General features: G+C 66.8%; 27 protein-coding genes and 1 pseudogene. 14 read left to right on the top strand and 14 right to left on the bottom strand.

The window, feature by feature from the left end; genetic code table 11:
* Positions 1-130: 130 nt before the first annotated feature.
* Positions 131-643 (top strand): cupredoxin domain-containing protein, encoded by a 513-nt coding sequence (locus V8686_RS14820; protein WP_379705529.1) that lies wholly within the window; start codon positions 131-133, stop codon positions 641-643.
* Positions 644-751: 108 nt separating this feature from the next.
* Positions 752-2,416, top strand: coding sequence for a thermosome subunit alpha (thsA, locus tag V8686_RS14825; protein ID WP_379705532.1), 1,665 nt, complete (start codon positions 752-754; stop codon positions 2,414-2,416).
* Between the two features lie 19 nt (positions 2,417-2,435).
* On the opposite strand, the gene fmdA (V8686_RS14830) is transcribed toward thsA, so the two are convergent.
* A complete protein-coding gene (gene fmdA, locus V8686_RS14830; protein ID WP_379705535.1) occupies positions 2,436-3,692 on the bottom strand; it encodes a formamidase in 1,257 nt (418 codons plus the stop codon).
* Between the two features lie 125 nt (positions 3,693-3,817).
* Here fmdA (V8686_RS14830) and V8686_RS14835 point away from each other — a divergent pair, with 125 nt between their 5' ends.
* Positions 3,818-4,429, top strand: a complete 612-nt coding sequence (locus tag V8686_RS14835) for a hypothetical protein (RefSeq protein ID WP_379705538.1) — start codon at positions 3,818-3,820, stop codon at positions 4,427-4,429.
* Here V8686_RS14835 and crcB read toward each other — a convergent pair.
* Both crcB and V8686_RS14845 read right to left on the bottom strand, forming a co-directional pair.
* On the bottom strand, positions 4,426-4,788 hold the full coding sequence (gene crcB, locus V8686_RS14840; RefSeq protein ID WP_379705541.1) for a fluoride efflux transporter CrcB: 363 nt from the start codon (positions 4,786-4,788) through the stop codon (positions 4,426-4,428). The genes V8686_RS14835 and crcB overlap by 4 nt on opposite strands.
* Positions 4,788-5,171: a fluoride efflux transporter FluC gene (locus V8686_RS14845; RefSeq protein WP_379705544.1), complete on the bottom strand. Its 384-nt coding sequence runs from the start codon at positions 5,169-5,171 to the stop codon at positions 4,788-4,790. Before V8686_RS14845 ends, crcB begins: the two co-directional genes overlap by 1 nt.
* Positions 5,172-5,378: 207 nt before the next feature.
* Between V8686_RS14845 and V8686_RS14850 the strand changes: the two genes are divergently transcribed.
* The gene (locus V8686_RS14850; RefSeq protein ID WP_379705547.1) at positions 5,379-5,903 is read left to right on the top strand and encodes an AmiS/UreI family transporter; all 525 of its coding nucleotides are present in this window, start codon (positions 5,379-5,381) and stop codon (positions 5,901-5,903) included.
* Positions 5,904-6,019: 116 nt separating this feature from the next.
* A complete protein-coding gene (fmdA, locus tag V8686_RS14855) occupies positions 6,020-7,291 on the top strand; it encodes a formamidase (protein WP_379705550.1) in 1,272 nt (423 codons plus the stop codon).
* 31 nt (positions 7,292-7,322) lie between these two features.
* Here the strand turns inward: fmdA (V8686_RS14855) and V8686_RS14860 are convergent, their stop codons facing one another.
* Together V8686_RS14860 and V8686_RS14865 are read right to left on the bottom strand one after the other, a co-directional pair.
* Positions 7,323-7,613: a hypothetical protein gene (locus V8686_RS14860; protein WP_379705553.1), complete on the bottom strand. Its 291-nt coding sequence runs from the start codon at positions 7,611-7,613 to the stop codon at positions 7,323-7,325.
* Positions 7,614-7,784: 171 nt separating this feature from the next.
* Entirely contained in the window at positions 7,785-8,054 is a 270-nt protein-coding gene (locus V8686_RS14865; RefSeq protein WP_379705556.1) for a Sec-independent protein translocase subunit TatA/TatB, read from the bottom strand.
* Between the two features lie 144 nt (positions 8,055-8,198).
* Between V8686_RS14865 and V8686_RS14870 the strand changes: the two genes are divergently transcribed.
* Together V8686_RS14870 and V8686_RS14875 are read left to right on the top strand one after the other, a co-directional pair.
* Positions 8,199-8,675, top strand: coding sequence for a redoxin domain-containing protein (locus V8686_RS14870; RefSeq protein WP_379705559.1), 477 nt, complete (start codon positions 8,199-8,201; stop codon positions 8,673-8,675).
* 44 nt (positions 8,676-8,719) lie between these two features.
* The gene (locus tag V8686_RS14875; protein WP_379705562.1) at positions 8,720-9,523 is read left to right on the top strand and encodes an HD domain-containing protein; all 804 of its coding nucleotides are present in this window, start codon (positions 8,720-8,722) and stop codon (positions 9,521-9,523) included.
* Here V8686_RS14875 and V8686_RS14880 read toward each other — a convergent pair.
* From V8686_RS14880 to V8686_RS14890, 3 genes are all read right to left on the bottom strand, one after another.
* Entirely contained in the window at positions 9,520-10,398 is an 879-nt protein-coding gene (locus V8686_RS14880; protein WP_379705565.1) for a mechanosensitive ion channel family protein, read from the bottom strand. The genes V8686_RS14875 and V8686_RS14880 overlap by 4 nt on opposite strands.
* Positions 10,399-10,403: 5 nt before the next feature.
* Entirely contained in the window at positions 10,404-10,652 is a 249-nt protein-coding gene (locus V8686_RS14885) for a YhbY family RNA-binding protein (RefSeq protein ID WP_379705568.1), read from the bottom strand.
* Between the two features lie 178 nt (positions 10,653-10,830).
* Positions 10,831-11,106: a ribonuclease P protein component 4 gene (locus V8686_RS14890; RefSeq protein ID WP_379705570.1), complete on the bottom strand. Its 276-nt coding sequence runs from the start codon at positions 11,104-11,106 to the stop codon at positions 10,831-10,833.
* A 71-nt stretch (positions 11,107-11,177) separates the two neighbouring features.
* Between V8686_RS14890 and V8686_RS14895 the strand changes: the two genes are divergently transcribed.
* Positions 11,178-12,239 (top strand): glycosyltransferase family 4 protein, encoded by a 1,062-nt coding sequence (locus V8686_RS14895; protein WP_379706634.1) that lies wholly within the window; start codon positions 11,178-11,180, stop codon positions 12,237-12,239.
* 80 nt (positions 12,240-12,319) lie between these two features.
* Positions 12,320-13,423, top strand: coding sequence for a glycosyltransferase (locus V8686_RS14900; protein ID WP_379705573.1), 1,104 nt, complete (start codon positions 12,320-12,322; stop codon positions 13,421-13,423).
* Positions 13,424-13,526: 103 nt separating this feature from the next.
* Here the strand turns inward: V8686_RS14900 and V8686_RS14905 are convergent, their stop codons facing one another.
* Genes V8686_RS14905 through V8686_RS14915 form a run of 3 tightly spaced genes read right to left on the bottom strand, consistent with a single transcriptional unit; the run spans position 13,527 to position 15,719 of the window.
* Positions 13,527-13,952 (bottom strand): hypothetical protein, encoded by a 426-nt coding sequence (locus V8686_RS14905; RefSeq protein ID WP_379705576.1) that lies wholly within the window; start codon positions 13,950-13,952, stop codon positions 13,527-13,529.
* A 39-nt stretch (positions 13,953-13,991) separates the two neighbouring features.
* Positions 13,992-14,741: a DUF2797 domain-containing protein gene (locus tag V8686_RS14910; protein ID WP_379705579.1), complete on the bottom strand. Its 750-nt coding sequence runs from the start codon at positions 14,739-14,741 to the stop codon at positions 13,992-13,994.
* Between the two features lie 48 nt (positions 14,742-14,789).
* Complete coding sequence (locus V8686_RS14915; RefSeq protein WP_379705582.1) at positions 14,790-15,719, bottom strand: NAD-dependent epimerase/dehydratase family protein; 930 nt, start codon at positions 15,717-15,719, stop codon at positions 14,790-14,792.
* Between the two features lie 85 nt (positions 15,720-15,804).
* Between V8686_RS14915 and V8686_RS14920 the strand changes: the two genes are divergently transcribed.
* Positions 15,805-16,344 carry a tRNA (cytidine(56)-2'-O)-methyltransferase gene (locus tag V8686_RS14920; protein ID WP_379705585.1) on the top strand — a complete coding sequence of 180 codons (540 nt, stop codon included), beginning with the start codon at positions 15,805-15,807 and terminating at the stop codon, positions 16,342-16,344.
* Here V8686_RS14920 and codB read toward each other — a convergent pair.
* Entirely contained in the window at positions 16,341-17,735 is a 1,395-nt protein-coding gene (gene codB, locus V8686_RS14925) for a cytosine permease (RefSeq protein WP_379705588.1), read from the bottom strand. The genes V8686_RS14920 and codB overlap by 4 nt on opposite strands.
* A gap of 106 nt (positions 17,736-17,841) precedes the next feature.
* Here codB and V8686_RS14930 point away from each other — a divergent pair, with 106 nt between their 5' ends.
* The 3 genes and pseudogenes from V8686_RS14930 (at position 17,842) to V8686_RS14940 (ending at position 21,078) form a co-directional block, all read left to right on the top strand.
* A complete protein-coding gene (locus tag V8686_RS14930) occupies positions 17,842-19,125 on the top strand; it encodes a cytosine deaminase (RefSeq protein WP_379705591.1) in 1,284 nt (427 codons plus the stop codon).
* Positions 19,126-19,206: 81 nt separating this feature from the next.
* A pseudogene (locus V8686_RS14935) lies at positions 19,207-20,352 on the top strand (SPFH domain-containing protein); the annotation flags it as partial.
* Positions 20,353-20,403: 51 nt separating this feature from the next.
* On the top strand, positions 20,404-21,078 hold the full coding sequence (locus V8686_RS14940) for a winged helix-turn-helix transcriptional regulator (RefSeq protein WP_379705594.1): 675 nt from the start codon (positions 20,404-20,406) through the stop codon (positions 21,076-21,078).
* Here V8686_RS14940 and V8686_RS14945 read toward each other — a convergent pair.
* Positions 21,075-21,311 carry a DUF7123 family protein gene (locus V8686_RS14945; protein WP_379705597.1) on the bottom strand — a complete coding sequence of 79 codons (237 nt, stop codon included), beginning with the start codon at positions 21,309-21,311 and terminating at the stop codon, positions 21,075-21,077. The genes V8686_RS14940 and V8686_RS14945 overlap by 4 nt on opposite strands.
* A 213-nt stretch (positions 21,312-21,524) precedes the next feature.
* Between V8686_RS14945 and V8686_RS14950 the strand changes: the two genes are divergently transcribed.
* Entirely contained in the window at positions 21,525-22,877 is a 1,353-nt protein-coding gene (locus tag V8686_RS14950; protein WP_379705600.1) for an alkaline phosphatase family protein, read from the top strand.
* 103 nt (positions 22,878-22,980) lie between these two features.
* Here V8686_RS14950 and V8686_RS14955 read toward each other — a convergent pair whose 3' ends face one another.
* Positions 22,981-24,063, bottom strand: a complete 1,083-nt coding sequence (locus tag V8686_RS14955) for a tubulin/FtsZ family protein (RefSeq protein WP_379705603.1) — start codon at positions 24,061-24,063, stop codon at positions 22,981-22,983.
* Between the last annotated feature and the right edge of the window lie 72 nt (positions 24,064-24,135).

Consider the following 24,135-nt stretch of genomic DNA (forward strand, 5'->3'; position numbering starts at 1 on the left):
CAGGGAGTTCACGAATATAAACTCTGGTGGCCGATCTAGCCAGATGATAATCTCAGCGTGGCTGTGCGGCCCGCACAACCTCGAATGTTTTTTGAGGGGGTCTTCCTAAGCGACTCTCACGACAAACACTATGACATTCAGTCGCAGGAAAATCGTCGCAGCCGCGGCCGGACTGGTTGGCTCGCTCGCGGGATGTGCCGGTGGCTCCGGAGGCGGAGGCAACGGCGGGGGCGCGGAGACGGAGGCACCGACGGCGACGGCCACGCCGACGGCCACACCCACGGCGACGGCCACGCCGACGCCGACCGGTCCTCCCGAGGACGCGCCCGTCCAGAGTATCACCGTGGAAAACAAGACGTTCATTCCGATGGTGGCGGAAGTCGACCCGGGGACCGTGGTCGAGTGGACCTACGAGGGGATCGGCTCACACAGCGTCACGTCCACGCAGTTCAACGAGGACGTCGCCGCGGAGTGGAGCTTCGACGAGGACCTGAGCAGCGACCCCGTCAGCCACTACTTCCCCGAACCGGGCGTCTACGAGTACAAGTGCTCGTACGACTTCGGTCACATCGGCGGCTGTGCGGCCATCGTCGTCGGCGACCAGGACTACTCCCAAGAGATGCTGCCCTGCGAACCGCAGTAGCGGAGGCGACTTCTCCGGACGGGAACGCCCCCGGCCGGTACTCGACGAACGTCACCGAGCGTACATTTATGGGCGAACCGACCGTTCTCCCCGACGAGTGTCAGCTACATGAATGGAACGGACGCCATCGCGAACGTCACGCGGCGAACCGAGGGCCGAACCGCGGGCGAACTGAACGTCGCGGCCGGAACCGCACTGGCGGAGATGCTACGCACCACGCTGGGACCGAACGGTCGCGACAAGATGCTCGTCGGCGACGGAACGGTGGTCCTGACCAACGACGGGGCGAGCATCGTCGACCGGATGGACATCGAGTCGCCGGCAGCGAAACTCGTGGCCGACGTCGCCCGAGCACAGAGCGGTGAACTCGGTGACGGCTCTACGTCGGCCATCGTGCTCGCGGGGGCCTTGCTCGACGAGGCCGAGTCGCTTCTCGACGACGGCTTCCATCCCACGACGGTCGTCGAGGGCTACCACGAGGCGGCCCGACGCGTCCACGAGACGCTGGACGCGGTGGCCCTGCCGTCAGACGGCGACGACCCCCTCCGGAACGTCGTCGCGACGGCCATCACCGGCCGCTGGGACGACGAGCGGACGGCGTTCCTGGCTGATCTGGCAGTCCGCGCCTACCGGGCCGCCCGAGACGACGGCGACGTCCACCTGGAGAACGTGACCATCCACGGCGTCGCCGGTGGAGAAACGACCGACTCGGAACTCCTCGACGGCCTCGTCGTCGACATCGACGCCTCGTCGACGAGCCTCTCCGAGGTACCGACGCCGGTGCCGCGTCGCCTCCGCGACGCCAGGGTCGCCGTCGTCGACGACCAACTGACGATCCAGTCGCCCGACGCCGTCTCCCGGTACTCGCTCGAATCGGTCGACGACCTGCGCCGCGCGCAGGAACACGAGAGCGCGGAGTACCGGCGGTACGCCGAGACGCTCGACGCCCACGACGTGAACGTACTCTTCTGTCAGAAGTCGGTCGACGACCGACTGCGGGCGCTCCTGGCCCGGGAGGGAATCATCGTCTTCGAACGCACTCGTCAGGACGAGGTACACAAACTCGAGCGTGCGACGGGCGCCCGGGCGGTGATGCGCCTCGACGCTCTCGACGAGGAGGCGGTCGGCCACGCGGACGAAGTGGAACGCGTCGACCTCGGGGGCGGGTCGTTCGTAGTCGTACGGGACGCGTCGTCGACGCAGGTGTCGGTCCTGCTCCGGGCGGGGACGGCCCACGTCGTCGACGAGACGGAGCGCATCGTCACCGACGCCATCGCCCTCCTGGAGACGTTCGACGACCGGTCGGGCCTCGTCCCCGGCGGTGGGGCGACGGAGGTGGCGCTGGCGAGCGACCTACGCGACTACGGCCGAGGGGTCGCCGGACGAGAGGCACTCGCCGTCGAGTCCTTCGCGGACGCCCTCGAGACGATTCCGGTCGCGCTGGCCCGAAACGCGGGTCTGGACCCCATCGATACCCTGCTGGAACTCCGGCGGCGACACGCCGAGGGCGAGGGCCGGGTCGGCATCGACGGTGACGCGGGCGACTTGGTCGACGTCGTCGACCGGGGTGTGGTCGAACCGACCCGACTCAAGGAACGCGTCGTCGCCAACGCAACGGACGCCGCCGCCCTCGTCCTCCGCATCGACGGAGTCATCGAGACGGCGGGATCGGCGGGCGGTGACGGTCACGACCACGACCACGACCACGACCACGGACACGCCGGCGGCCTCCAAAGCGACCCGGGCGGCTACCCGTGGGCCATCGGTCACTAAAAATCGGACTCGTGGGGCGTCAGGAGGGCCGTGCTGCCGTCCCCTTCGACTGACTCTCCACGTCGCCCAAGTCGTCCGGGTCGATGGTGAAGTCGAAGGCCTCCTGCGGGAGCGAGACGGTGACGCAGGTGTTCGGCAGGTCGACGATGCCGGCGATCCGACTCTCGACCGGAATGGTACTGAGAGCGATGTACGCCTGTTCGCCGGTGTACCCGAAGTTCTTCAGGTAGTCGATGGCGTCGAGGCAGGCCCGCCGCATCCCGACGTTGGCGTTCTTGTAGTGCTGGGTGCCGTCCTCCGCGACGGAGTACCCCTCGAACGTGATGTACTCGGTGAACTGTGGTTCGACGTTTCCGGGTTTGAAGATGGGATGGTCGAGGCCGAACTGTTCCATGCCACCCTTGATCACGTCGACGCGGAAGTCGATCCATCCGGCCATCTCGATGGCGCCGCAGAACGTGATTTCCCCGTCGCCCTGCGAGAAGTGAATGTCGCCGGTGATGAAGTTCGCCCCCTCGACGAACACCGGGAGGTAGACCCGGGAGCCGCGGCTGAGGTTCTTGATGTCGCAGTTACCCGCGTTCTCGCGGGGTGGGATGGTCCGGGCAGCCTTCTCCTTTGCCTCCTCCAGTTCCTCGCCGTCCATGGCCCCGAGCATGGTGTCTTCGGGTTCGGGCGGGAGCGCCAGCGGCGGGTCGTCCTCGCGAGTTTCGTGGTTGACCGCCGTCTCGACGGACGGGCCGTCCTCGATGAGTTTCCGCTCGCGGCGGTTCCACTCCTCCAGCAGTTCGTGGGAGGGTGCGGTGCCGAGGATGCCGGGGTGAGTCAGCCCGGCGAAGTCCACACCGGGCACGTGTCGGGACCGCGTGTACACGCCGTCGAGCTCCCAGATGGCTTTGCGCGCGTCCGGATAGTGGTCGGTGAGAAAGCCCCCGCCGTTGTCCAGCTCGAAGATGCCGGTGAAGCCCCACTCGTGGTCGGGGAACGCTCCGATGTCGAGGATGTCGACGACGAGGATGTCGCCCGGTTCGGCGCCTTCGACTTCGATGGGGCCGCTCAGGTGGTGATTCGGCGCCAGCTTCATGTCGCGGATGTCGTTGGCGCTGTCGTCGTTGACGACCTGGCCGCCGGTCCAGTCGAGGCATTCGACGCGGAACTTCTCGCCGGGTTCGACGCTCGCGGCGGGTGGGGTGTCCGGATGCCACCTGTTGACGATGGGATCCGGCTGTTCGTCGGGCGGCGCGTCGGTGTCCACCTCGAAGACAGTCTCTGGCATGGTCCGAACAAATATCATAAATAATCCAACCTAATTCTTTCTATAAGTATGTCTAGATGTCATTTCCGCCGGGGCGTCGCGGGGGGCGAAATTTAAGTCTCGCCGACACGTTCGTGTGCGAACGCATGATCGAAGACGAGGCTGCGGCCGTCGAGGAACGGATCGACCTCTACGTGACGATCCGGTCGCTGTTCCGGGACCGACCCTTCGACGAGGCAGAACTCGGCCGTCGCCTCGTCGAACGCGGCGAACACGGTCACGTCTCGGCACCGGGAGAGCCGGACGCGTCGCTCTCGTGGCTGGTCGAAGCGGCGGTGCTGGGGACGGATACGGAGGGCTTCCGAGTGATCGCCGACCCGGACGAGGCCGCGGAGCGACTGGCGGCCGCGGGGGACCTCCCCGTCGAGACGGTCCGTCGCCGACTCCTCTCCGCACTGGCGGCGGGAGATAAGGACGAGGAGCCGCGGACGCTCGTCCGCGACGACGACACCTACGCAGTGGTGGAACTGGGTGCGGACGAAGCGGTCGAGACGGCACTCGACCGGGTTCACACCGCCGTCACCGAGTCCGACTACCGTGGGGTGGCGGTGACCACACCCGGAACGAACGCCAACCGGGCACAGCAACTCGCCGACCGACTGGTCGCTGACGGGCCGTGGTCGAAGGCGGGGTCGACCGTCGCCGAGGGCGACGACCCCGACGGAGAGCTCGTCTTTCGTCTGTATCTGGACTGTTAGAGGGTCGACACCCCGAACGCCAGGGCGATGCCGGTCAGTGCGCCGAGGAGGTTCGCGGCGGCGTACCACCCGGCGAGGAGACGGTCGCCCGTCTCCCAGAGACGGACGGTGTCGACGGAAAACGACGAGAACGTGGTGTACGAGCCACAGGCACCGGTGCCAACCAGATGGAGCACGTCGGCGCCTGCGCCGAGGAAGGTGACGAGCGCGAGGACGAAGGAGCCGACGACGTTGACGGTGAAGGTGCCGTAGGGAAACCGTCGGGTAGCCGCGACGTCGCCCACGACCTGGTTGGTGGCGTAGCGAAGGACTGCCCCCACGGCGGCGCCGACACCGATCAAGTAAGCCGGGTTGACCATCAGACGGTACTCTCCATGGCCTGCGCGAGTCGTCGCCCGACGAGCACCGCGACGAAGCCACACCCGTAGGTCGCGCCGACGTAGCCGATGCCGGTCAGTGTCGGCGACTGAACGGCCTCCAGAGCGAACGTGCTGTAGGTCGTAAAGGAGGAGAGAAACCCGGTGGCGGCGACGAAACCCGTCTCCTCGGCGAGGAGGCCGACGAGTTCGGCCTCGTACACGAGAAAACCGAGCGCGAGACAACCGAGGACGTTCGCCGCGAACGTCCCCCCGAGTCCCGGGATGGCGAGGGAGAAGACGTACCGGAGATTCGCGCCGGCGAAACCGCCGATGGCGACGAGAAAGACGATTTCGAGCGTCCTGAGTCGTGATTCCATCGTCATAGCGTGGGTCGGCGGCGATACGTCGTTCGCACCGTCCGTGTATTAATCCCGGCGCCGACCTTGGAGATCGCCAACATGTTGAATTAACTTAAATTCTATCTAATTAATTATAAGTAAACTATAAGTTCGGCTTCGTTGTTGGATCATATGTCATGTGTCCGACTAGCACGGCACGATCCGATCAGGGGCCGGAACTCACGGAGAACCATGCCGCTGTATGAGGTTCTCGGCATGGGGCTGTTGTTCGTCGGTGGGGTGCTCTTCGTCAACGGCATGTGGCTGCTGGGGTACGGTTCGAACAGAGACGTGGCCACCTTCAACCTCCTCACGGGGCTGATCACGTTCCTGATCGTCCTCTGGTGGGGGTTCGGCGGCGACGCCTCGGACGGGACGCCGTTCAACGCCGCCGGCACCATGTTGTTTTCCTTTACGTACCTCTGGATCGCGGCCAACGCCTACCGGGGCCTCGAGGATCAACGGTCGTTCGGCTGGTACTGTGGTTTCGTCGCGGTGACGGCCCTCCCCACGGCGTATCTGGTCTTCCTCACTGGCGACATCGGCCTGACGGCGCTGTGGTTGATCTGGGCGGTGCTCTGGGCCGCCTTCTTCCTCCTCCTGGGACTGGAACGCGACGACCTGACCTCACCAACCGGCTCGTTCACGGCCGTCGTGGGTGCCGTCACCGCCGCGTCCGGCTATCTGATGGCCGCCGGCTTCTGGCCCTGGGCCTGAGTTTCCTTTCTCTGTCGCCGGAACTGAATACAGAGACATGTCGGTCTGATTTGTTACAATAACATTAAGTATATCTGACTAACATTTGTGCGTGGGTCCAGCGACCCTTGATACCAATGCCCGAAGTGAAATTCGAAGTCGACGTAGACAGCCCTCCTGACGAACAGCCCGGCGCGAACCCGTTCAATCGGTGGCACCCCGACATCCCCGCCGTGGTCGAAGTCGACGACGGCGAGACGGCACGGCTCGAGGCCCTCGACTGGACCGGCGGTCAGATCACCGACAACGACGATCCGAACGAGGTTCGCGACGTCGACCTCAATCAGGTGCACTATCTCGCCGGACCCGTCCACGTCAACGGCGCCGAACCCGGCGACCTGCTCAAAGTGGAGTTCCTCGACATGGGGCCGCTCAACGGGCGCTCGGAGTTCGGCTTCACTGGGACGTTCTCCCAGCAGAACGGTGGCGGCTTCCTGACCGATCACTTCCCCGACGCCGCCAAGTCCATCTGGGACCTCGACGGCTACACCGTCTCCTCGCGCCACATCCCCGACGTGCGCTACGAGGGGAAAATCCACCCCGGCCTCGCGGGGTGTGCCCCCAGCCAAGAGCTCCTCGAGGAGTGGAACGAGCGCGAACAGGCCCTCATCGACAAGTTCGAGGAAGATCCCAGCTCCATCCAGAACCACCCGACGGGCGAGGAGGAACCGGGCGTCGCGAACCCGCCGACCAAAGACGGCGCCCTGATGGGCGAGATGGACCCCGACGCGGCCGAGGAGGCCGCCGAGGAAGGCGCCCGGACCGTCCCGCCCCGCGAACACGGCGGCAACCACGACATCAAGGACCTCTCCATCGGGTCGACGGTGTACTTCCCCGTCTACGTCGACGGCGGCAAGTTCGGCATCGGTGACTTCCACGCCTCGCAGGGCGACGGCGAAGTCACGTTCTGTGGCGCCATCGAGATGGCCGCCTACATCGACTGCAAGTTCGAAGTGGTCAAAAACGGGATGGAGGACCACGGCGTCACCCACCCCATCTTCGAACCGGGCCACCGTGGCCCCAACTTCGAGGACTACGTCACCTTCTGTGGCTACTCCGTCACCGAAGACGGCGAACAGCACTACATCGACTCGCACACGGCCTACCGCCGGGCGTGCCTGCAGGCCATCGACTACCTCAAGAAGTTCGGCTACACCGGACAGCAGGCGCTTCACATCCTGGGGACGGTTCCCATCGAGGGTCGCCAGAGCGGCGTCGTCGACGTACCGAACGCGTGTTCGACGCTCGCGCTGCCAACGGGCGCCTTCGAGTTCGACCTCTCGCCGGGCAGTCTCGGGAACGCCGAGGACCGCGGCGACCTAGTCGTCACCGACGACCCACTGAGCTAGTTCCCTCGCCGGTCCCCGTCGACGATGTTTTTCAGTCCGCACCCGTCTCGTCGAGGGCGTCGCGGACGGCGGCGGTGAGTGCGTGAACGTCGTCGTCCGATGCGGGTGCCCGTTCGTGATACCGCGACGCGCCTTCGAGCGCGAGTCGAACCACGTCGTTCGTGTTCAAGATTGGCTCCCCGGCGCGGTCGTTCAACTCGTCGCGGATCTCGCTCAGGACGCCCCGCGTGTGCGTCGAGAGTGTGACGGAGACACTGACCGCGTGAGGCGTCTCCTCGTGAAACTGTCGTGCCTGCCGGGCGACGTCGTCGTTCTCGACCATACGGACGGATCGGCGCGCACCGACTAATGTATTTCCACTGATGAGTTCGGCGAAAAACGGAGGAGTAGACGGGGAAAGCGTCTCTCGGGGGCGGCGGCGCGGACGCAGTCGTGGGTCGGCGCGCGCCGCCGTCGAGAGGCCGGCGGTCACGACACCGGGAGCGAGGACGGGTTAGCTGCTCTTCTCGGCTTCGGGTTCCGTCGGCTCGGCCGTCTCCTCGGTCGTGGCGGTGGAGTCGCTCCCGGACGACTCGGCGCCCTCCTGCAGTTCCTCCTCGATTTCCTCGCGCCCGCGCTTGAACTCGCCCATGGCCTGACCGGTCGACCGGGCCAGTTTGGGGATCTTGTTCGCCCCGAACAGCAAGACGAGGACGAAGAGGACGATGAGCAACTCCGGCCCGCCGGGCAACCCGGGGAACAGTGGAACGATTGGGTCGTGCATCACTACCTCTGGGTAGCCGATTCGCGATTATAGGTTTTTTGGACCGGCCAGTCACCGGAGTTGCGTCCGATCCGACGCCGAACGCGGTCGGGCGGGGCGGTCGACAGCCGACAGGATAATGACGGCGACCCGTCAACGGCGGGTATGGTCGACATCGGCGACGAGGCGCCCGATTTCACCGCGCCGCTCGCGAACGGGGACGTCGAGACGTTCACCCTGTCGGAACGCCTGGACGAGGCGCCACTCGTCCTCGCGTTTTTCCCCGCGGCGTTCACACCCACCTGTACCAACGAGATGTGCGCGTTCCGCGACCGGATGGCGAAGTTCGAGGGCATCGACGCGACGGTGTACGGTATCAGCGTCGACCTCCCGTACACGCTCAACGAGTTCCGGCGGCGAAACGACCTGACGTTCGGCCTCATCAGCGACGAAGGCCGGGAACTGATCGACGCCTACGGCGTGGTGGACGCGTTCTCGCCGCTCGACATGCGCGTCGCCCAGCGTGCGGTGTTCGTCGTCGACGGCGACGGGACGATCACCTACCGATGGGTCGGCGACGACCCGAAACAGGAACCGGATTACGAGGCGGTCCGCGAGGCGGCGGCCGAGACCCGACCCTGACCGCGGCCGGCGTGCTTTTTGTCCGTCGCGGGACAAGACTCCCCATGGACAGTGACGACGCAGACGGCCGCAAGTACGACCCCGACGCTCCCCACTCGTTCCCCGACGAGAAACTGAACGAAGTCCTGTCGGTGCTCGCCGACGACCCCGAGGTGACGACGTATCTCGACGCCCAGAACGTCAACGCAGTCACGCGGAAAGGGTACAACGATCACGGCCCGAAACACATCAGTATCGTCCGAAATCGCGCGCTTCGCCTGTACGAACTGCTGAAACGCGCCGGCGTTTCGTTCAACGGTGCGGGGGATCAAGGACTCGCGGCGGCCGACGAACCGGTCATCGTCGCCCTCGCGGCCACCCTCCACGACGTGGGCCACGTCGTCCACCGTGACCAACACGCCTACTACTCCATCCCGCTCGCGTCTGACCTCCTCGACCGTCTCCTGCCGGAGTTCTACGGGACGGAAGACGCCGTGCGGGTGAAAGGTGAGACGCTCCACGCCATCCTCTGTCACCACACCGAAGAGGACCCGCTGACCCGTGAGGCGGGCGTCATCCGCGTCGCCGACGCCCTCGACATGGAGCGGGGGCGCTCGCGCATCCCCTACGAGGAGGGCGGCCGCGGGATCAACACGCTATCGAGTCAGGCGATTCGGGACGTCACGCTCGAGGAGGGCGACGACAGGGCAGTCCTCGTCGAAATCGAGATGGTGAACGCCGCCGGCGTCTACCAAGTCGACAGCCTTCTGAAGGCCAAACTCCGGAACTCGATGCTGGAAGACCACGTCCGCATCGTCGCCATCAACACGAAAGAGGAGAACGGGCTGGTCGAACGGATCGAACTCTAGTCCGAGACGACCGTCTCGTCGACGCCCTCGAGTTCGAGCGAGCCGCCGAGGGTCCGGTTCGGATAGGGAATGTTGATGTCCTCCTCGTCGAAGCGACGCTTGACGGCGGTGACGTACTCGCCGCGGGTCTTGACGAAGTCCGAGCGGCTCGGATCGTCGATCCAGACGCGGGATTTGAGCACGACCGACGAGTCACCGAGTTCGGTCAGCCGCACCGACGGCACGGGGTCGTCGAGGATGTCCGGGTGGGCGTGTGCCTCCTCGAGGATGATCTCGTTCGCCCGTTCGATGTCGTCGTCGTAGCCGATGCCGAAGGGTACTTGCAGGCGAAGCTGACCCTTGGCGACGGGGTTCTTGATGACGCCGTCGGTGAGGTGGGAGTTGGGAACCGTCAGGAGTTCGTTGTCGAAGGTGCGCACCCGCGAGACGCGGAAGCTGATATCCTCGACGATGCCCGAGTTGCCGTCCCATTCGATCCAGTCGCCGATGCGGAACGGCTTGTCGGTGAAGATGAAGACGCCGGCGACGAAGTTGGCGATGACGTCCTGCATGGCGAACCCGATGGCGAGCGTCGCGGCCGCCGCGATAGTCGCGAGCGACTGGAGGAAGTCGCCGTAGCCCGCGAAGCCGAACGCGATGGCGACGCCGGCGAAGACGACGAGCGCCAGCGTGAGCTTCCGGAGGGGTTTTCGAGCGTGCCGTTCCAGCCCCCGGGACTCCATAACACGGTCCACGAGCGGGAGCAGCACCGCTCGCCCGACGGTGTAGACGACCAGCAACGCGACGACGAAGGTGATGGCAGAACCGATGGCGTCGGCGTACGGCACGCCACCCGCCGAGAGGAATCGTGCAATTGCTCCGCTCTGGAGCGCCACACCGGTCATCGGTGAAGTACAGCGGTGTTACCGCGCGTCTCGACGACAGTCGCGTCCGTTCGTTCCGCGAGGTCGGCCGCCAGCGTCTCCACGTCGGTCCCGCCCTGAGCCGACCGCAGGAATTTCACCTTCACCAGGTTCTCGTTCGCCAGTTGATCGCCACACTCGTCGACCACGGGGTCGACACCCCCCTTGCCGACCCACACCGTCACGTCGAGGTCGTGAGCCCGCTTGCGCAGCGCTTGCGTATCCATACCCTCCACTGTCCCCGAATCGGTTTGAAAGTTTATATTAACGCCGGAGGGCCACACGCGGGCGCCGACGGGCGCGAGCGTCGCTCGGTCACCCCACTCGTACTGCCGGCTGTACGTCGAGACGGAGGATCGCCACCCCGAGACGGCGACTAGCTCGACGCAGCCACAGCCGACAGTATCAGTCGTAGGGGTAGCGGGCCGTCGCACCGCAGTCACAGCGGACGACGACGTGGCCGTCCTGCAACCGGACGCGGGCGTTCCGGCCGGGGAGGAGGTAGGCATCGCAGGCGTCACAGGTGAACCGCCGGAACGACCGCGGGAGGGTGAGACGGTTGCGCTCGGCGATGCGACGCGCGAGGCGGACGTACTCGCGGGCGCGCTCCGTCTCACCCGCGGCGACCGCATCGCGAGCGAGCGCGGCCAGTCGGTCGATCCGCTCCTCGGCGATACCCATACTGGACCCCGGCCGGGAGGTGCCAAAGGCCTTCCGACAGCGTGAAGAGCGTCACCGCGCAATCGCCGCTCGTGCGGGTGTTGAACTACCTCGAACTGGAGAGTCGGCTCGACCGAAGCGGTATCGGGACCGCCGCCGACCAGCAACGCGCCGCGCTGTCGACGACCGACGTGTCCGTCTGCACCTCGCCGTGGGCCGGGGGGTCGCCGCCGCGGGCGGTCGGGTCGGCACTCCGGGGCCACGGTGCGTTCCGCGAGTACGACGTTGCCCACTGCAACATGATCGGCCCCGGGTCTATCGCGGTGGCGCGGCGGGCGTTGTGGACGGGGACGCCACTGGTGCTCCACGCCCACGTGACGCGTGAGGATTTCGCCGAGAGTTTCCGGGGATCGACCCACCTGGCCGGGCCCCTCGGGCGCTACCTCCGGTGGTTCTACTCGCAGGCTGACCTGGTCCTCTGTCCCAGCGCATACACGAAGCGCATCCTGGAATCGTACCCGGTCGAGGCACCGATCCGTCCGATCACCAACGGCGTCGATACGGCCTCGCTCGCCGGATTCGAGGACCTCCGCGAGGAGTATCGCGACCGCTTCGATCTGAGCGGCCTCGTCGCCTTCTCCGTCGGCAACGTCTTCGAGCGCAAGGGCCTCACCACGTTCTGCCGACTTGCCGAAGAAACCGACTACGAGTTCGCGTGGTTCGGTCCCTACGACTCGGGACCGCAGGCCTCCGAGACGGTTCGCCGGTGGACGACGAACCCGCCCGAGAACGTCACGTTCACCGGGTGGGTCGACGACAAGCGGGGTGCCTTCGCCGCAGGCGACGTCTACCTGTTCCCGACGAAGGCGGAGAACCAGGGGATCGCGGTCCTCGAGGCGATGGCCTGTGGCAAACCGGTCGTCCTGCGGGATATCCCGGTTTTCGAGGAGTTCTACACCCACGAGTACGACTGCCTGAAATGCGAGACGCGGGCGGAGTTCCGGGACGCCCTGAATCGCCTGGCGAGCGACCCAGACCTGCGGGAGCGACTCGGCGAGAACGCGACGGAGACGGCGGCGGACCACTCGCTGGAGCGGGTGGGCGAGAAACTGGTCGACGCCTACCGGAGCGTCCGCGACCGGACGGACGGATGAGCGGGCGTCGCCGGACGGCACCGGCCCGCGTCGACGACGAAGTCACAAGCGATTAACCCCTCCTCGTCGAATCGCCAGCAATGCGTTCGGTCGCCGCCTTCACCGACACCTATCTGCCGACGGTCAACGGCGTCACGTACACCGTCGAGGCGTGGCGTGACTGCTGGGCCGACCGCGGCGGCCGCATGGACGTGGTGTACCCGCGAACCGACAGCTACGCCGCCCGACCTGGCGAGTATCCGGTGCGGAGCCTCCCGTTCCCGTTCTACTCCGGCTACAGGCTAGGCACGCCCTGGATTCCCCGGCGCGTCCGGGACGTCGACCTCGTCCACGCCCACACGCCCTTCGCCATCGGTCTGGCCGGTCTGCGACTCGCACGTCGGCGTGACTGCCCCTTCGTCGCCTCGTATCACACGCCGACCGCGGAGTACGCTGACTACGTCGCCCCCGTCGAGGCCGTCGAGGCCGTCGTCGAACGGGTGAGCGAGCGGTACGAGCGGTGGTTCTTCGACTGCGCGGACGTCGTCGTCGCCCCCAGCGAGTCGACGGCGGCACACCTCGTCGACGAGGTGGGCGTCTCGACGCCGGTGACGGTCATCCCGAACGGCATCGACACCGAGCAGTTCCGGCCGGTCGACTCCGAGGAGTTCCTCGTCCGGCACGGCCTGGACGACGCGGAGACGCTGCTCGGCTACACCGGCCGGCACGGCTACGAGAAGCGCCTGGGGGACGTCGTCGACGCCGCAACGGCGCTCGACGCGACGGTCGTCTTCGGCGGCGACGGCCCGGCACGCGCCGACCTCGAAGCCCGCGCGACCGAACGCGGGGTCGACGCCCGCTTCCTCGGCTTCCTCGACCGCGAGGAGCTCCCCGCGTTCTACAGCGCGCTCGACGCCTTCGTCTTCCCGAGTCCGATCGAGACGCAGGGACTGGTCGCGCTGGAAGCGAACGCCTGTGGCACGCCCGTCGTGGGTGCGAACGACGGCGCCCTCGCCGACACCGTGGTCGAAGGCGAGACGGGCTATCACTTCGAGACGGGCGACGTGAAGTCGCTCCGGGGGGCGATTCGGCGGACGCTGGCCGAGCGTGAGACGCTCCGGGAGGCGTGTCTCGCTCACCGGGACCGACACGGCGTCGACCGATCGGTCGACCGCCTCGTTGACGTCTACGACCGCGTGAGCTGACACTGCCGGCTGGACGTCGAGACGGATGGTCGCCACCCCGGGGTACAATATCTCGAAACAGTGACAGCCGCCAGTATGAGGAGACGGTGGCGAACGGCGACCGTCAGTCGTCTTCGAGAGCCTGGGCGATCCGCTGAAGCTGTCGGGTGGCGTCGCGAACCTCGTCCCGAAGCTGTCGGACCTCACGAACCAGTTCCTCGTTGCCGGGGGACTCCTCCTCGCCGCCGCGGCCGGGACCGCCGCCCATGCCGGGCGGGCCGCCCATGCCGCCGCCCATGCCGCCGGGACCGCCGCCACCGCCCATCATCCCGCTCATCATCTGTGCGAAGGGATTGCCGCCGGGGCCGCCCTCGCCGCCCATCATCTCCTCGGGGTCGGGGCGCTCGCCCTCTTCACGTTCCTCGGCGCGTCGTTCGCGGATCTCTTCGACGCGCTCGCGGAAGGATTTCTCCTCGCCCTCGCCCTCGCCTGCGTCGTCGGTTTCGCCGCCCGCTGCCTCGGACTCGTCGCCGGTGTCGTCGTCTGCCATGCGACCGGGTTCGAAACCCACGCCGAAAAGGGTTGCCGTCTACCCGAAGGCGCCGAGGCTCGATTGCAGGCGGCGGTCGGTGCCGCCGGTCACCACCTCGTAGCCGACCAGATCCCGCAGATCCACCGCGTAGGTGCTACCGGCGTGATCCAGTACCAGAAGGCGGCCCTTCGTCCCGCGAACCCGTCCGGTCGCGACCGTCTCGGCGACGGGACGCTCCGAGAGGTCGAGTCCGTAGTCGAGGTCAAGGGTCTCCAGCGGATCGAAACCGTCGAGCAGCGTCTCCCACGCGGCCTCGTCGACCGAGCGAGCGAGGCCGGCCCGCTTCGTCGGCACCCGCACCCGATCCGGAATCTCCGCGGCCAGTTCCGCCTCGATTTCACGGGCGATGCGGCCGTTGGCGACGGTCCGGACGTGGGCACCCCGATCCGCTCCCTGCTCGCGGAGGCGGATCTCCAGACGCCACGCCTTCGTGACGCCGACCTTGAACGTCTCGGGGGCGAACGCCGCCAGATAGACCGCGTGATCGTCGAAACAGTCCATCTCGTCTTTGAGGCAGGTCCCCGTACACCGGGCACAGACCCAAGTGGAGGTGTGCTCGTGGCAGTGTGGTGTCTCGTCGGCGTCACAGGGGCGGTGGCCGTCGTCGACGACGACGCCCGCACAGTGGCGGTCGCCGAGGCGATAGGACAGTTCCGTACCGGGGTCGAGGGAGACGTACTCGACGGCACCGTCGCCATCGCTCACGAGGAGACCGCCGTCGGTCGCGTCGTAGCCGACGATCTGCACGGGCCGACTTCGGGGGCGGCGACCAAAGGCGTGTCTGTCCGCGGCGCGTTAGGTCAGCTCTTCGATCAGTTGGCGGGCCGCGCGCCGAACGGCCTCGTCGCTCGACGACGGCGGCTCCCACCCGAGCGCCGCGAGTTTCTCGACCGAGAGACGCATCTTCGGCACGTCGCCGGTCCACCCGCGGTCACCGCCTGTGTACTCGTAGGCCGGGTCGAGCCCCATCTCCTCGCTCACGATGTCGGCGATGCGGTTCACGGAGGTGGTGGTCCGGGAGCCGAGGTTGTACGTGTTGAGCCGTGCGTCCGCTCGCTCGACGACGTGGACGATGGCGTCGACGCAGTCCTCGACGTGGAGGTAGGACTTCTCCTGTCGGCCGTCGCCGAGGATCGTCAGCGTCTCGGGGTCGTCGCGTAGTTTCTCGACGAAATCGGGGACGACGTTGCCGCGTTGGTGCGGGCCGACGATGTTGGCAAAGCGGAAGGTCCACGACTGGACGCCGTGGGAGTGGGCGTACGTCGAGACCAACCCCTCGTCGGCGAGTTTGCTCGCGCCGTAGACGCTGATCGGTTCGAGGGGGGCGTAATCTTCCGGCGTCGGGCGGGGGGCCTCCCCGTAGACGGTCGACGAGGAGGTGAAGACGAAGTTCTCGACGCCCACCGCCGCGGCGCGTTCGAGGAGCGTGTAGGTCATCTCGGTGTTCTCCTCGAAGAGTTTCCGGGGGTCGGCGTAGTTCGTGTCCGTGTAGGCCGCGAGGTGGAAGAGCACGTCCACGTCCGCGGTGACGACGCCGGCCACGTCGTCGGGGTCAGTGACGTCGGCGACGACGAGTTCGGCGGCCTCGGGAACGCGGTCGGCCTCGCCTTTCGACAGATCGTCGGCGACGATCACCTCGTTGTCGGGGGCGAGTCGCGCCGCGAGGTGCGAGCCGATGAGTCCCGCGCCGCCGGTGATCACCACCCGCCGGTCGGAGAGATTCATGTCGGCTCATGTCGAGGATAGCGCAAGTGCCTTCCGGTACGGACGTTCCGAAAGCCGTTACCCCCTCGATCAACTCTCGACGGATATGCAGGATGCCCCCGAAGTGGCGGTGTTGCGACTGGGCCACCGGCCCGGTCGGGACGACCGCATGACGACGCACGTGGCCCTGACGGCGCGGGCGCTCGGTGCCGACCGGGCGATTCTCGTCGGCGACGCCTCGCAGGCGAGCGAGACGGTTGCCGACATCACCGACCGCTTCGGTGGTCCCTTCGACGTGACGGTGACCGACGCCTACCGCCCGATCCTCCGCGACTGGGAGGGGACAGTCGTCCACCTCACGATGTACGGCGAACCGGTCGAAGCGGTCACCGATCCGATCCGGGAGCGCCACCTGACCGAGCCGTTGCTCGTCGTCGTCGGCGCCGGAAAAGTCGACTTCGAGGTGTACGACCGCGCCGACTGGAACGTGGGCGTGACGAACCAGCCTCACTCCGAAGTCGCGGCGCTCGCGGTGTTTCTCGACCGGCTGTTCGAGGGCCGGGAACTCGACCGGGAGTGGATGGACGCCGACCGCCGGGTGATCCCGCAGGCGACGGGCAAGCGCGTCGAGGAAGTGGACGACTAGAGTCGCTCGGCCGCGGCGTCGACGTCGTGGCCGGCGAGAAGACCCGTTTCTTCGAACAGGTAGTACGCCACCGTGTGGACGACGAAGGCGGCGACGAGACCGTTCAGGGCCGCACCGCCGGGACCGGGCAACACCTGCGGGGCGCCGACACCGGGGACGACCTGTCCCGCGGTGAGGATGGCGACGACGACGCCGACGCCGTACGCGAGGACGGCGATCCATCGAACGTCGGCGAAGTCGACGTCCTCCATCCGCGGCACGTCCAGCCGCCAGCAGAGCAGGAAGTCGGCGATGATGACGCCGCCGAGCGGCGGAACGTACTGACCGAGCGTCGACAGCCACGGGATGAGCAGGCTCTCCGCGCCGGCGAGGGCGAGGAGGATGCCGACCGTCCCACCGGCCAGCACGAAGGGCCGCTTGCGGTCGAACTCGAACGCCTCGCTGCCCGCGACCCCGAAGGCGTAAGCGGCGTTGTCGTTCGTCGTCCAGATGTTGAGGACGAGGGCGATCAGGCCGACGGCGGCCAGTCCCTGTGCGGCGAGCACCTCGTACAGGTCGCCCGCGGGCGTCACGTCGTAGACGGCGCCGCCGACGGCTCCCGAAAGGAAGAGAAACCCGTTGCCGAGGAGGAAGGCAATCAGCCCCGCCCAGAAGCCGACGCGGGTGGACGACGCGAACCGCGCCCAGTTGGGGGCCTGCGTCCCGCCGCTGATGAACGTCCCGACGACGATGGTGACCGCCGCGGCGAAGCCCATCCCTCCACCCCCGGTACTGGAGAACAGGCCGGAGACGCCGCCGGCGTCCTGCACGGCGATGAACACCGAGAGCAGGCCGACGACGACCAGAATCGGGACGGCGACCAGCGACAGCTTCTCCATCCCCTCGTAGCCGAAGTACGCCGTCGCGAGGTGGAGCACGCCCCAGATCACGATGAGCGCGAGGACGAACGTCCGCGATTCGAGACCGAAGAAGGTCGCCGTCGGGATGGCGACCATCGGAATGGTGACTCCGAACCAGCCGACCTGCGTTCCCCCGAGGAGGAGGTCGGCGAACTTCGCGCCCCACCGGCCGAAGCTGTATCGCGCGAGCAAGACGGTCGTCAACCCGGCTTTCGCGGCGATGCCACACAGCGCCGCGACGTAGACGCCGAGAATCGCGTAGCCGACGGCGGTGGCCGAGAGCATCGGGCCAAAGCCCATCGCCGCACCGACTTCCGCCCCGGACCACAGCGTCCCGGCGAAAAAGACGAAACCGAGCAACACCGCGGAGATACTTACGAGTCCTTTGCGTTCGTCCCGAGGGACGTGATCGATCGGGTAGTCCGGATCGGGCAAGTCCTCGTCCCCGAACACGAACGTCCGCCACGACGACGATTCGTCCTCTGTTGCCATTACCCGTTGACGGACGTGTATTGTTGATAAAATTTGGCATTACGTCCACGTTTGTGCGGAAAGTTGGAGTGCGAAGGAATATGTACCGGCTGACCATCGATCCGATATGACCGAGTACATCGTCACGGGGGGGCGGACCCTCGACGGCGACGTCGTCGACATCGAGATCAGGGACGGGACGATCCGACGGGTGGTCCCCGCGGGTGAGGGAGATCCAGAGGCGTTCCCGGCGGATCGGCGCCACGACGCGGACGGGCGACTGGTGACCCCGCCGCTGATCGAACCGCACGTCCACCTCGACGCGACCGGAACCGCCGGCGATCCCTCCTGGAACGAGAGCGGGACGCTCGCGGAAGGCATCGAGATCTGGGCCGAGTACAAGCGGGACATCTCCGTCGACGACGTCGTCGACCGTGCGACGCGGACCGTCGAGTGGTACGCGGCCAACGGCGTGACACGCATCCGGACCCACGCCGACACGACGGAGCCGTCGCTGACGACGGTCGAAGCGCTCCTCGAACTTCGGGAGGCGGTGTCCGACGTCGTCGACCTACAGGTCGTCGCCTTCCCACAAGACGGCATCTTCACCGACGAGAGCAACGAGGACTTGCTCCGCGAGGCGGTGGCGATGGGCGTCGACGTGATCGGGGCGATCCCACACAACGAACACACCCGCGAGGACGGCGTCCGGAGCGTCCACACGGTCTGTGACCTCGCCGAACGTCACGACCTGCCCCTCGACTTGCACATCGACGAGACGGACGACCGGGGGTCGCGGTTCACCGAGGTGCTGGCGAGCGAGGCACTCAAGCGCGGCATCGGTGACCGGACGACGGCGAGTCACACCACGGCGATGCACTCCTACAACAACGCCTACGCCGACAAGCTGATCTCGCTACTCGCCGAGAGCGGCGTGAGCGTCGTGACGAACCCGCCGGACAACTCGGTCCTGCAGGGGAGCTACGACGACTACCCGCGCCGGCGCGGTCACACGCGCATCGACGAACTCCGGGCGGCGGACGTCACCGTCGGCATCGGTCACGACTCCGTCCTCGACCCGTGGTACCACTACGGACAGGCCGACCCCCTCGACGCCGCCTTCGTCCTCCTCCACTACGCCCACATGGCCGGCCGGGACGACGTGGCCGACCTGTGGGAGATGCTGACCGAGGCCAACGCCCGGGTGTTCGGGGCGAACGAGTACGGCCTGCGCGAGGGGCACGAGGGCTCGCTCGTCGTCTACGACAGCCCCGACGCGTTCAACGCGCTCCGCACCCGCGCGTCGCGGACGCTCGTGCTACGGTCGGGCGACGTCGTCGCCCGGACGGAGCCGGCGAGCACGACGGTCCACCGCGAGGACGCGATGGACGCGGTTGACTTCCACCGCTAAGTCGAGCGGTGGGGTCGTTCCACCACCCCGAGCGGACCTTCCGTGCGAACCCTTTTGCCGGACACACCCCAAGCCACCGCTATGGCCCCCGTCGTACTGCAGGTGATCCCCGGAATCGGACCGCTGTTCGTCGGCTTGCTCGTCCTGTTGCTCGCCATCGTCACGGTGTACCAGATGGTCGAAATCGTCGACGCCTACGAGAAGAAGGCACTCACCGTGTTCGGCGAGTACCGACGACTGCTCGAACCGGGTATCACGTTCATCCCACCGTTCGTCTCGCGGACGTACGCCTTCGACATGCGGACCCAGACGCTCGACGTGCCGCGTCAGGAGGCGATCACCCGTGACAACTCGCCGGTGACCGCCGACGCCGTCGTCTACATCAAGGTGATGGACGCGAAGAAGGCGTTCCTCGAAGTCGACGACTACAAGATGGCAGTGTCGAACCTCGCGCAGACGACGCTACGCGCGGTGCTCGGCGACATGGAACTCGACGATACGCTGAACAAGCGTCAGGAGATCAACGCCCGCATCCGGAAGGAACTCGACGAACCGACCGACGAGTGGGGCGTCCGCGTCGAATCGGTCGAAGTCCGCGAGGTCAACCCCTCGAAGGACGTCCAGCAGGCGATGGAGCAACAGACCTCCGCGGAGCGTCGTCGTCGGGCGATGATCCTCGAAGCGCAGGGGGAACGCCGGAGCGCCGTCGAGACGGCCCAGGGCGAAAAGCAGTCGAACATCATCCGCGCGCAGGGAGAAAAGCAGAGTCAGATCCTCGAAGCGCAGGGTGACGCCATCTCGACGGTTCTGCGGGCGAAATCGGCGGAATCGATGGGCGAACGCGCCATCATCGAAAAGGGGATGGAGACGTTGGAAGGCATCGGTCAGGGTGAATCGACGACGTTCGTCCTGCCGCAGGAACTCACGTCGCTCGTTGGCCGGTACGGCAAGCAGTTGTCGGGAAGCGCCGTGCAGGAGACGGAGGGGCTGGACTCGCTCGACTTCGACGCCGAGACCCGGGAACTGATCGGCCTCGACGACATCGAGGAGATCCTCGGCCAGATCGACGAGGCCGCGGAGATGGACGTCGAGGAACTCGAACAGGAGGCGGAGGCGATCAAGTCGGGCGCGGGAACGGATATCAAAAGCGCCGACGAGATCATCAAGGACGCCGACGACGGCGAGACGTTCGCGGACGAGGACCCGGAACCGGAGACGGAACCGGAGTAGCCGACGGGGCGACACGTTTTAGTCGGCAGGTACCGACTGTGTGAGTAGATGCCGAACGGGGACCGGGGGGTCGACGAGGACAAGCGGGCCACGTTGCGACGCTTCGCCGCACTGGGAGCGGCGACGCCGCTCGCCGGTCTCGGGGCGGGCGAGGCGCGAGCAGCCTCCGACTCCAGCGACGCCCGCGACGCCATCCTCGGGTACGTGAGCGCGACTCCCGGCGCGCACTTCTCGAAACTCCGCGACGACCTGAAACTCGGCACCGGCGAGACCCAACACCATCTCCGCCGACTGCTCGACGAGGGTCACGCGAGTGACGCGAGCGTGACCTCGTCGGGGCGACGGTCCGACGGCGGTTCCATCGTCTCCCGTCGCGACGGCGACTACCGCCGCTTCTTCCTCGCGGGTCGATTCTCGACGTTCGAACAGGTGGCGCTCGGCTATCTGCGGCGGGAGACGCCACGAGGGATGCTGATGACGCTACTCCGCCACCCGGACGCGACGGGGGCCGCCGTCGCGGACGCCCTCGACGTCTCGCGGGCGACAGTGAGCACGTACGCCTCCGAACTCGAAGAGGCGGGCCTGTTGCTCCGGGACGACGGCTACGCCGTTTCGCGCCCGGAGACGATCATCACGCTACTGGTTCGGTACGCGGACTCATTCGACGCCGACGTGTCGACGTTCGCGGCCGAGGCGGACGACCTGATCAGGTACGATCCCTAAACCTCGACTTTCCACGTCGTCCCCGAGGAGTACCCCCACTTCTCGACGCTTACGTCGAACTCGCCGGTTCGGATGGCGGTCATGTTCGCCCCCACCTCCTTCGCGGTCATACCGAGTTCCGATGCGATGAGTCGTGATTTGAAATACGTCTTGCTGGCGGCGTGTTCGCGCAGGTACCCGAGGATGCGGCGCTGTTTTTCCGTGAGGTCGTTGCCCGCGGCACTCGTGCTCATATACGGACTGTGGGTGGTTGCGGTAATAGGGGGTTTGGTACGTGCGGTTAACACCCTTCCGTCGGGCGATTATCGCCGCTCGTCGGGGTCCGGGACTCCCCGTAGTCGGGCAACGAGGTACGGTTGCCTAACAACCGTCGAGCGGCCGTCGTAGAAACCGCCCGTACCCGCCGGAAACGAAGATTCTTATTGGCGTCCCGGGTATGCGGTGGTATGGGTCTGTTCGATAGACTGCGCGGAGAGGACCACCCGCGCGTCGCATTCGTCGGCATCGACGGGGTGCCGTTCAGCCTCCTCGAGGACCATCCCGAGGAGTTTCCGAACTTCGCGGCGCTCGCCGAGGAAGGGAGTGCGGGTGCCATCGATAGCATCGTCCCGCCGGAGTCGAGCGCCTGTTGGCCGGCGCTCACTACCGGTGTCAATCCGGGTGAGACGGGAGTCTACGGGTTCCAGGACCGCGAGTCCGGCTCCTACGATACCTACGTCCCGATGGGACAGGACGTGCAGGCGCCCCGGCTGTGGGACCGGCTCGAGGAGGCCGAACGCACCACGACGGTGATGAACGTCCCCGTGACCTTCCCGCCGCAGCGAAACGTCCAGCGCATGGTGTCCGGGTTCCTCTCGCCGGGCGTCGACAAGGCGGCCCACCCCGACGAACTCCGGGACTACCTGCAGTCTATCGATTACGCCATCGACGTGAACGCCAAACTCGGTCACAAAGAGGACAAAAGCGAGTTCGTCGAGGACGCCCACGACACCCTCGACACCCGATTCGAGGCCTTCTCGCACTACCTCGAGAAGGACGACTGGGACCTGTTTTTCGGCGTCTTCATGACCACCGATCGGGTCAACCACTTCCTGTTCAAGGACTACGAACGCGACGGCCCGAACAAGGAGGCGTTCATGGAGTTCTACCGCAAGCTGGACGACTATATCGGACGAATCCGCGCGTCCCTCGATGACGACGTGACCCTCGTCGTCGCCAGCGACCACGGCTTCACGTCGCTCGATTACGAGGTTCACTGCAACGCGTGGCTCCGGAAGGAGGGCTGGCTCTCCTTCGAGGACGACGACCACGACGACCTGACCGACATCGCCGAAGAGTCCCGCGCGTACTCGCTCATCCCTGGACGGTTCTACATCAACCTCGAGGGCCGCGAACCACGTGGGTCGGTGCCGGAGGCGGAGTACGAGGAGACTCGCGCGGAGCTGAAGGCGGCGCTGGAAGCGCTCGAGGGGCCGGACGGCAAGCCGGTCTGTGAGCGCGTCGTCGAGAAGGAGGACGCCTTCCGGGGCGAACACGACGACATCGCGCCGGACCTCGTCGCCATCCCGAACCACGGGTTCGACCTCAAGTCCGGCTTCAAGGGCAACGAGGAGGTGTTCGACGTCGGGCCGCGCAACGGAATGCACAGTTTCGACAACGCGACGCTGTTCGTCGAGGACCCCGCCGCGTCGGTGACGGACGCGGACCTGTTCGACATCGCACCGACCATCCTCGACCTGATGGACGTCGAGTACGGTCGGACCGACTTCGACGGCGGTAGCCTCGTCACGTCGAAATAGCAGTGGTCGTCGAGCCAGTCGACCGAAGTGAGTCGAATAGACTCACCGGGAAGTCACACTCGGCGACGGGTGAGCATCGCCGCGTCGAGGGTGCGTCGTGCCGTCAGAGCAGCCCGTCGAGTCGGTCCTCCTGGAACGCCGACGCGGCGTCTTCTTCCTCCCGTTCCTCCTCCTCGCGAGCGGCCTGTCTCGCCCGTTCGAGGAAGCCGTCGAGGCGGTCGGAGTTCGCCACGCCACCGAGCAACACCAGCGCGGCCAGACGGCCGTCCGACAGCGGGAAGTCACCACCGCGGACCTCCATCGTGTCGAGTTCGGCCTCCATCCACGAGCGGGCGCGTTCGACGCCCTTCCGCGAGATGACTTCGGGCCGGCCGGCGACGACCAGTAGTCCCCGTTCCGCACTCGTCGTGTCCGGGAGGCTCAGCCCGGAGCGGAGCGCCCGCCGCGTGGTGCTGGTGACGACGTTCACGTTCGCGCTCGCGTCGTCCGCCACCTCTGCGGCGGCGTAGCCGAGCGTCGCGACGCCGCCGCCGTGGAGCGTGTTGATGACCTCGGAACTGTCGACGACGGATTCGCCGACGCCGTCGACGGCCTCGCCCGCGGCCAGGAGGAGTCCGACCCGGCGGGCGATGCGCTCGTTGATCGCCTCGTAGCCAGATTCGAGGCTCTCACCGGCGGAGCGCCAGGCGTCGTTGTCGACCAACAGCGTCGCATCCGCCTCCCGAGTCAGCGTCTTCAGCGACCGCCCGGCGTTCACCTGATAGAGCGAGCCCTCGTCGCGGCCGGGGAGGATGCCGAGGCCGTAGACGGGAACGTCGTAGATTCGCTTGAGTTCTTTGACGAGGAAGGGCGCGCCGCCGCTCCCGGTGCCGCCACCGAGGCCCGCGACCACGAAGATGGCCTCGGCGCGCGCGGTCACTCGCCCGTCGATAGCGCCCAGTACCTCCTGACTATCCTCCCGCATCACTTCCGTGCCGAGTTCGTTGTCGCCGCCGACACCGTGGCCGTTCACCCGTGACCCGCCGATGAGGACCGTATCGAGAGGGAGGGACTGCAGGTCCGAGCGGGCGCTGTTGACGGCGAGCGAACCGATGACCGCACCGAACCCGTTCTGCGCGTCGAAATCGGACAGAGCGTCGACGACCTTGCCGCCGGCCTGTCCGACACCAATCAGGACGGACTTCATACGTCCGACGTGCGTCATGCGCCCTCTTCAAGTCACCGACGAGTCGCCGGACGAGCGAGCGGCGGCCCGCGC

The organism is Haloplanus litoreus (assembly GCF_045690335.1).
Taxonomy (GTDB): Archaea; Halobacteriota; Halobacteria; order Halobacteriales; family Haloferacaceae; genus Haloplanus; species Haloplanus litoreus.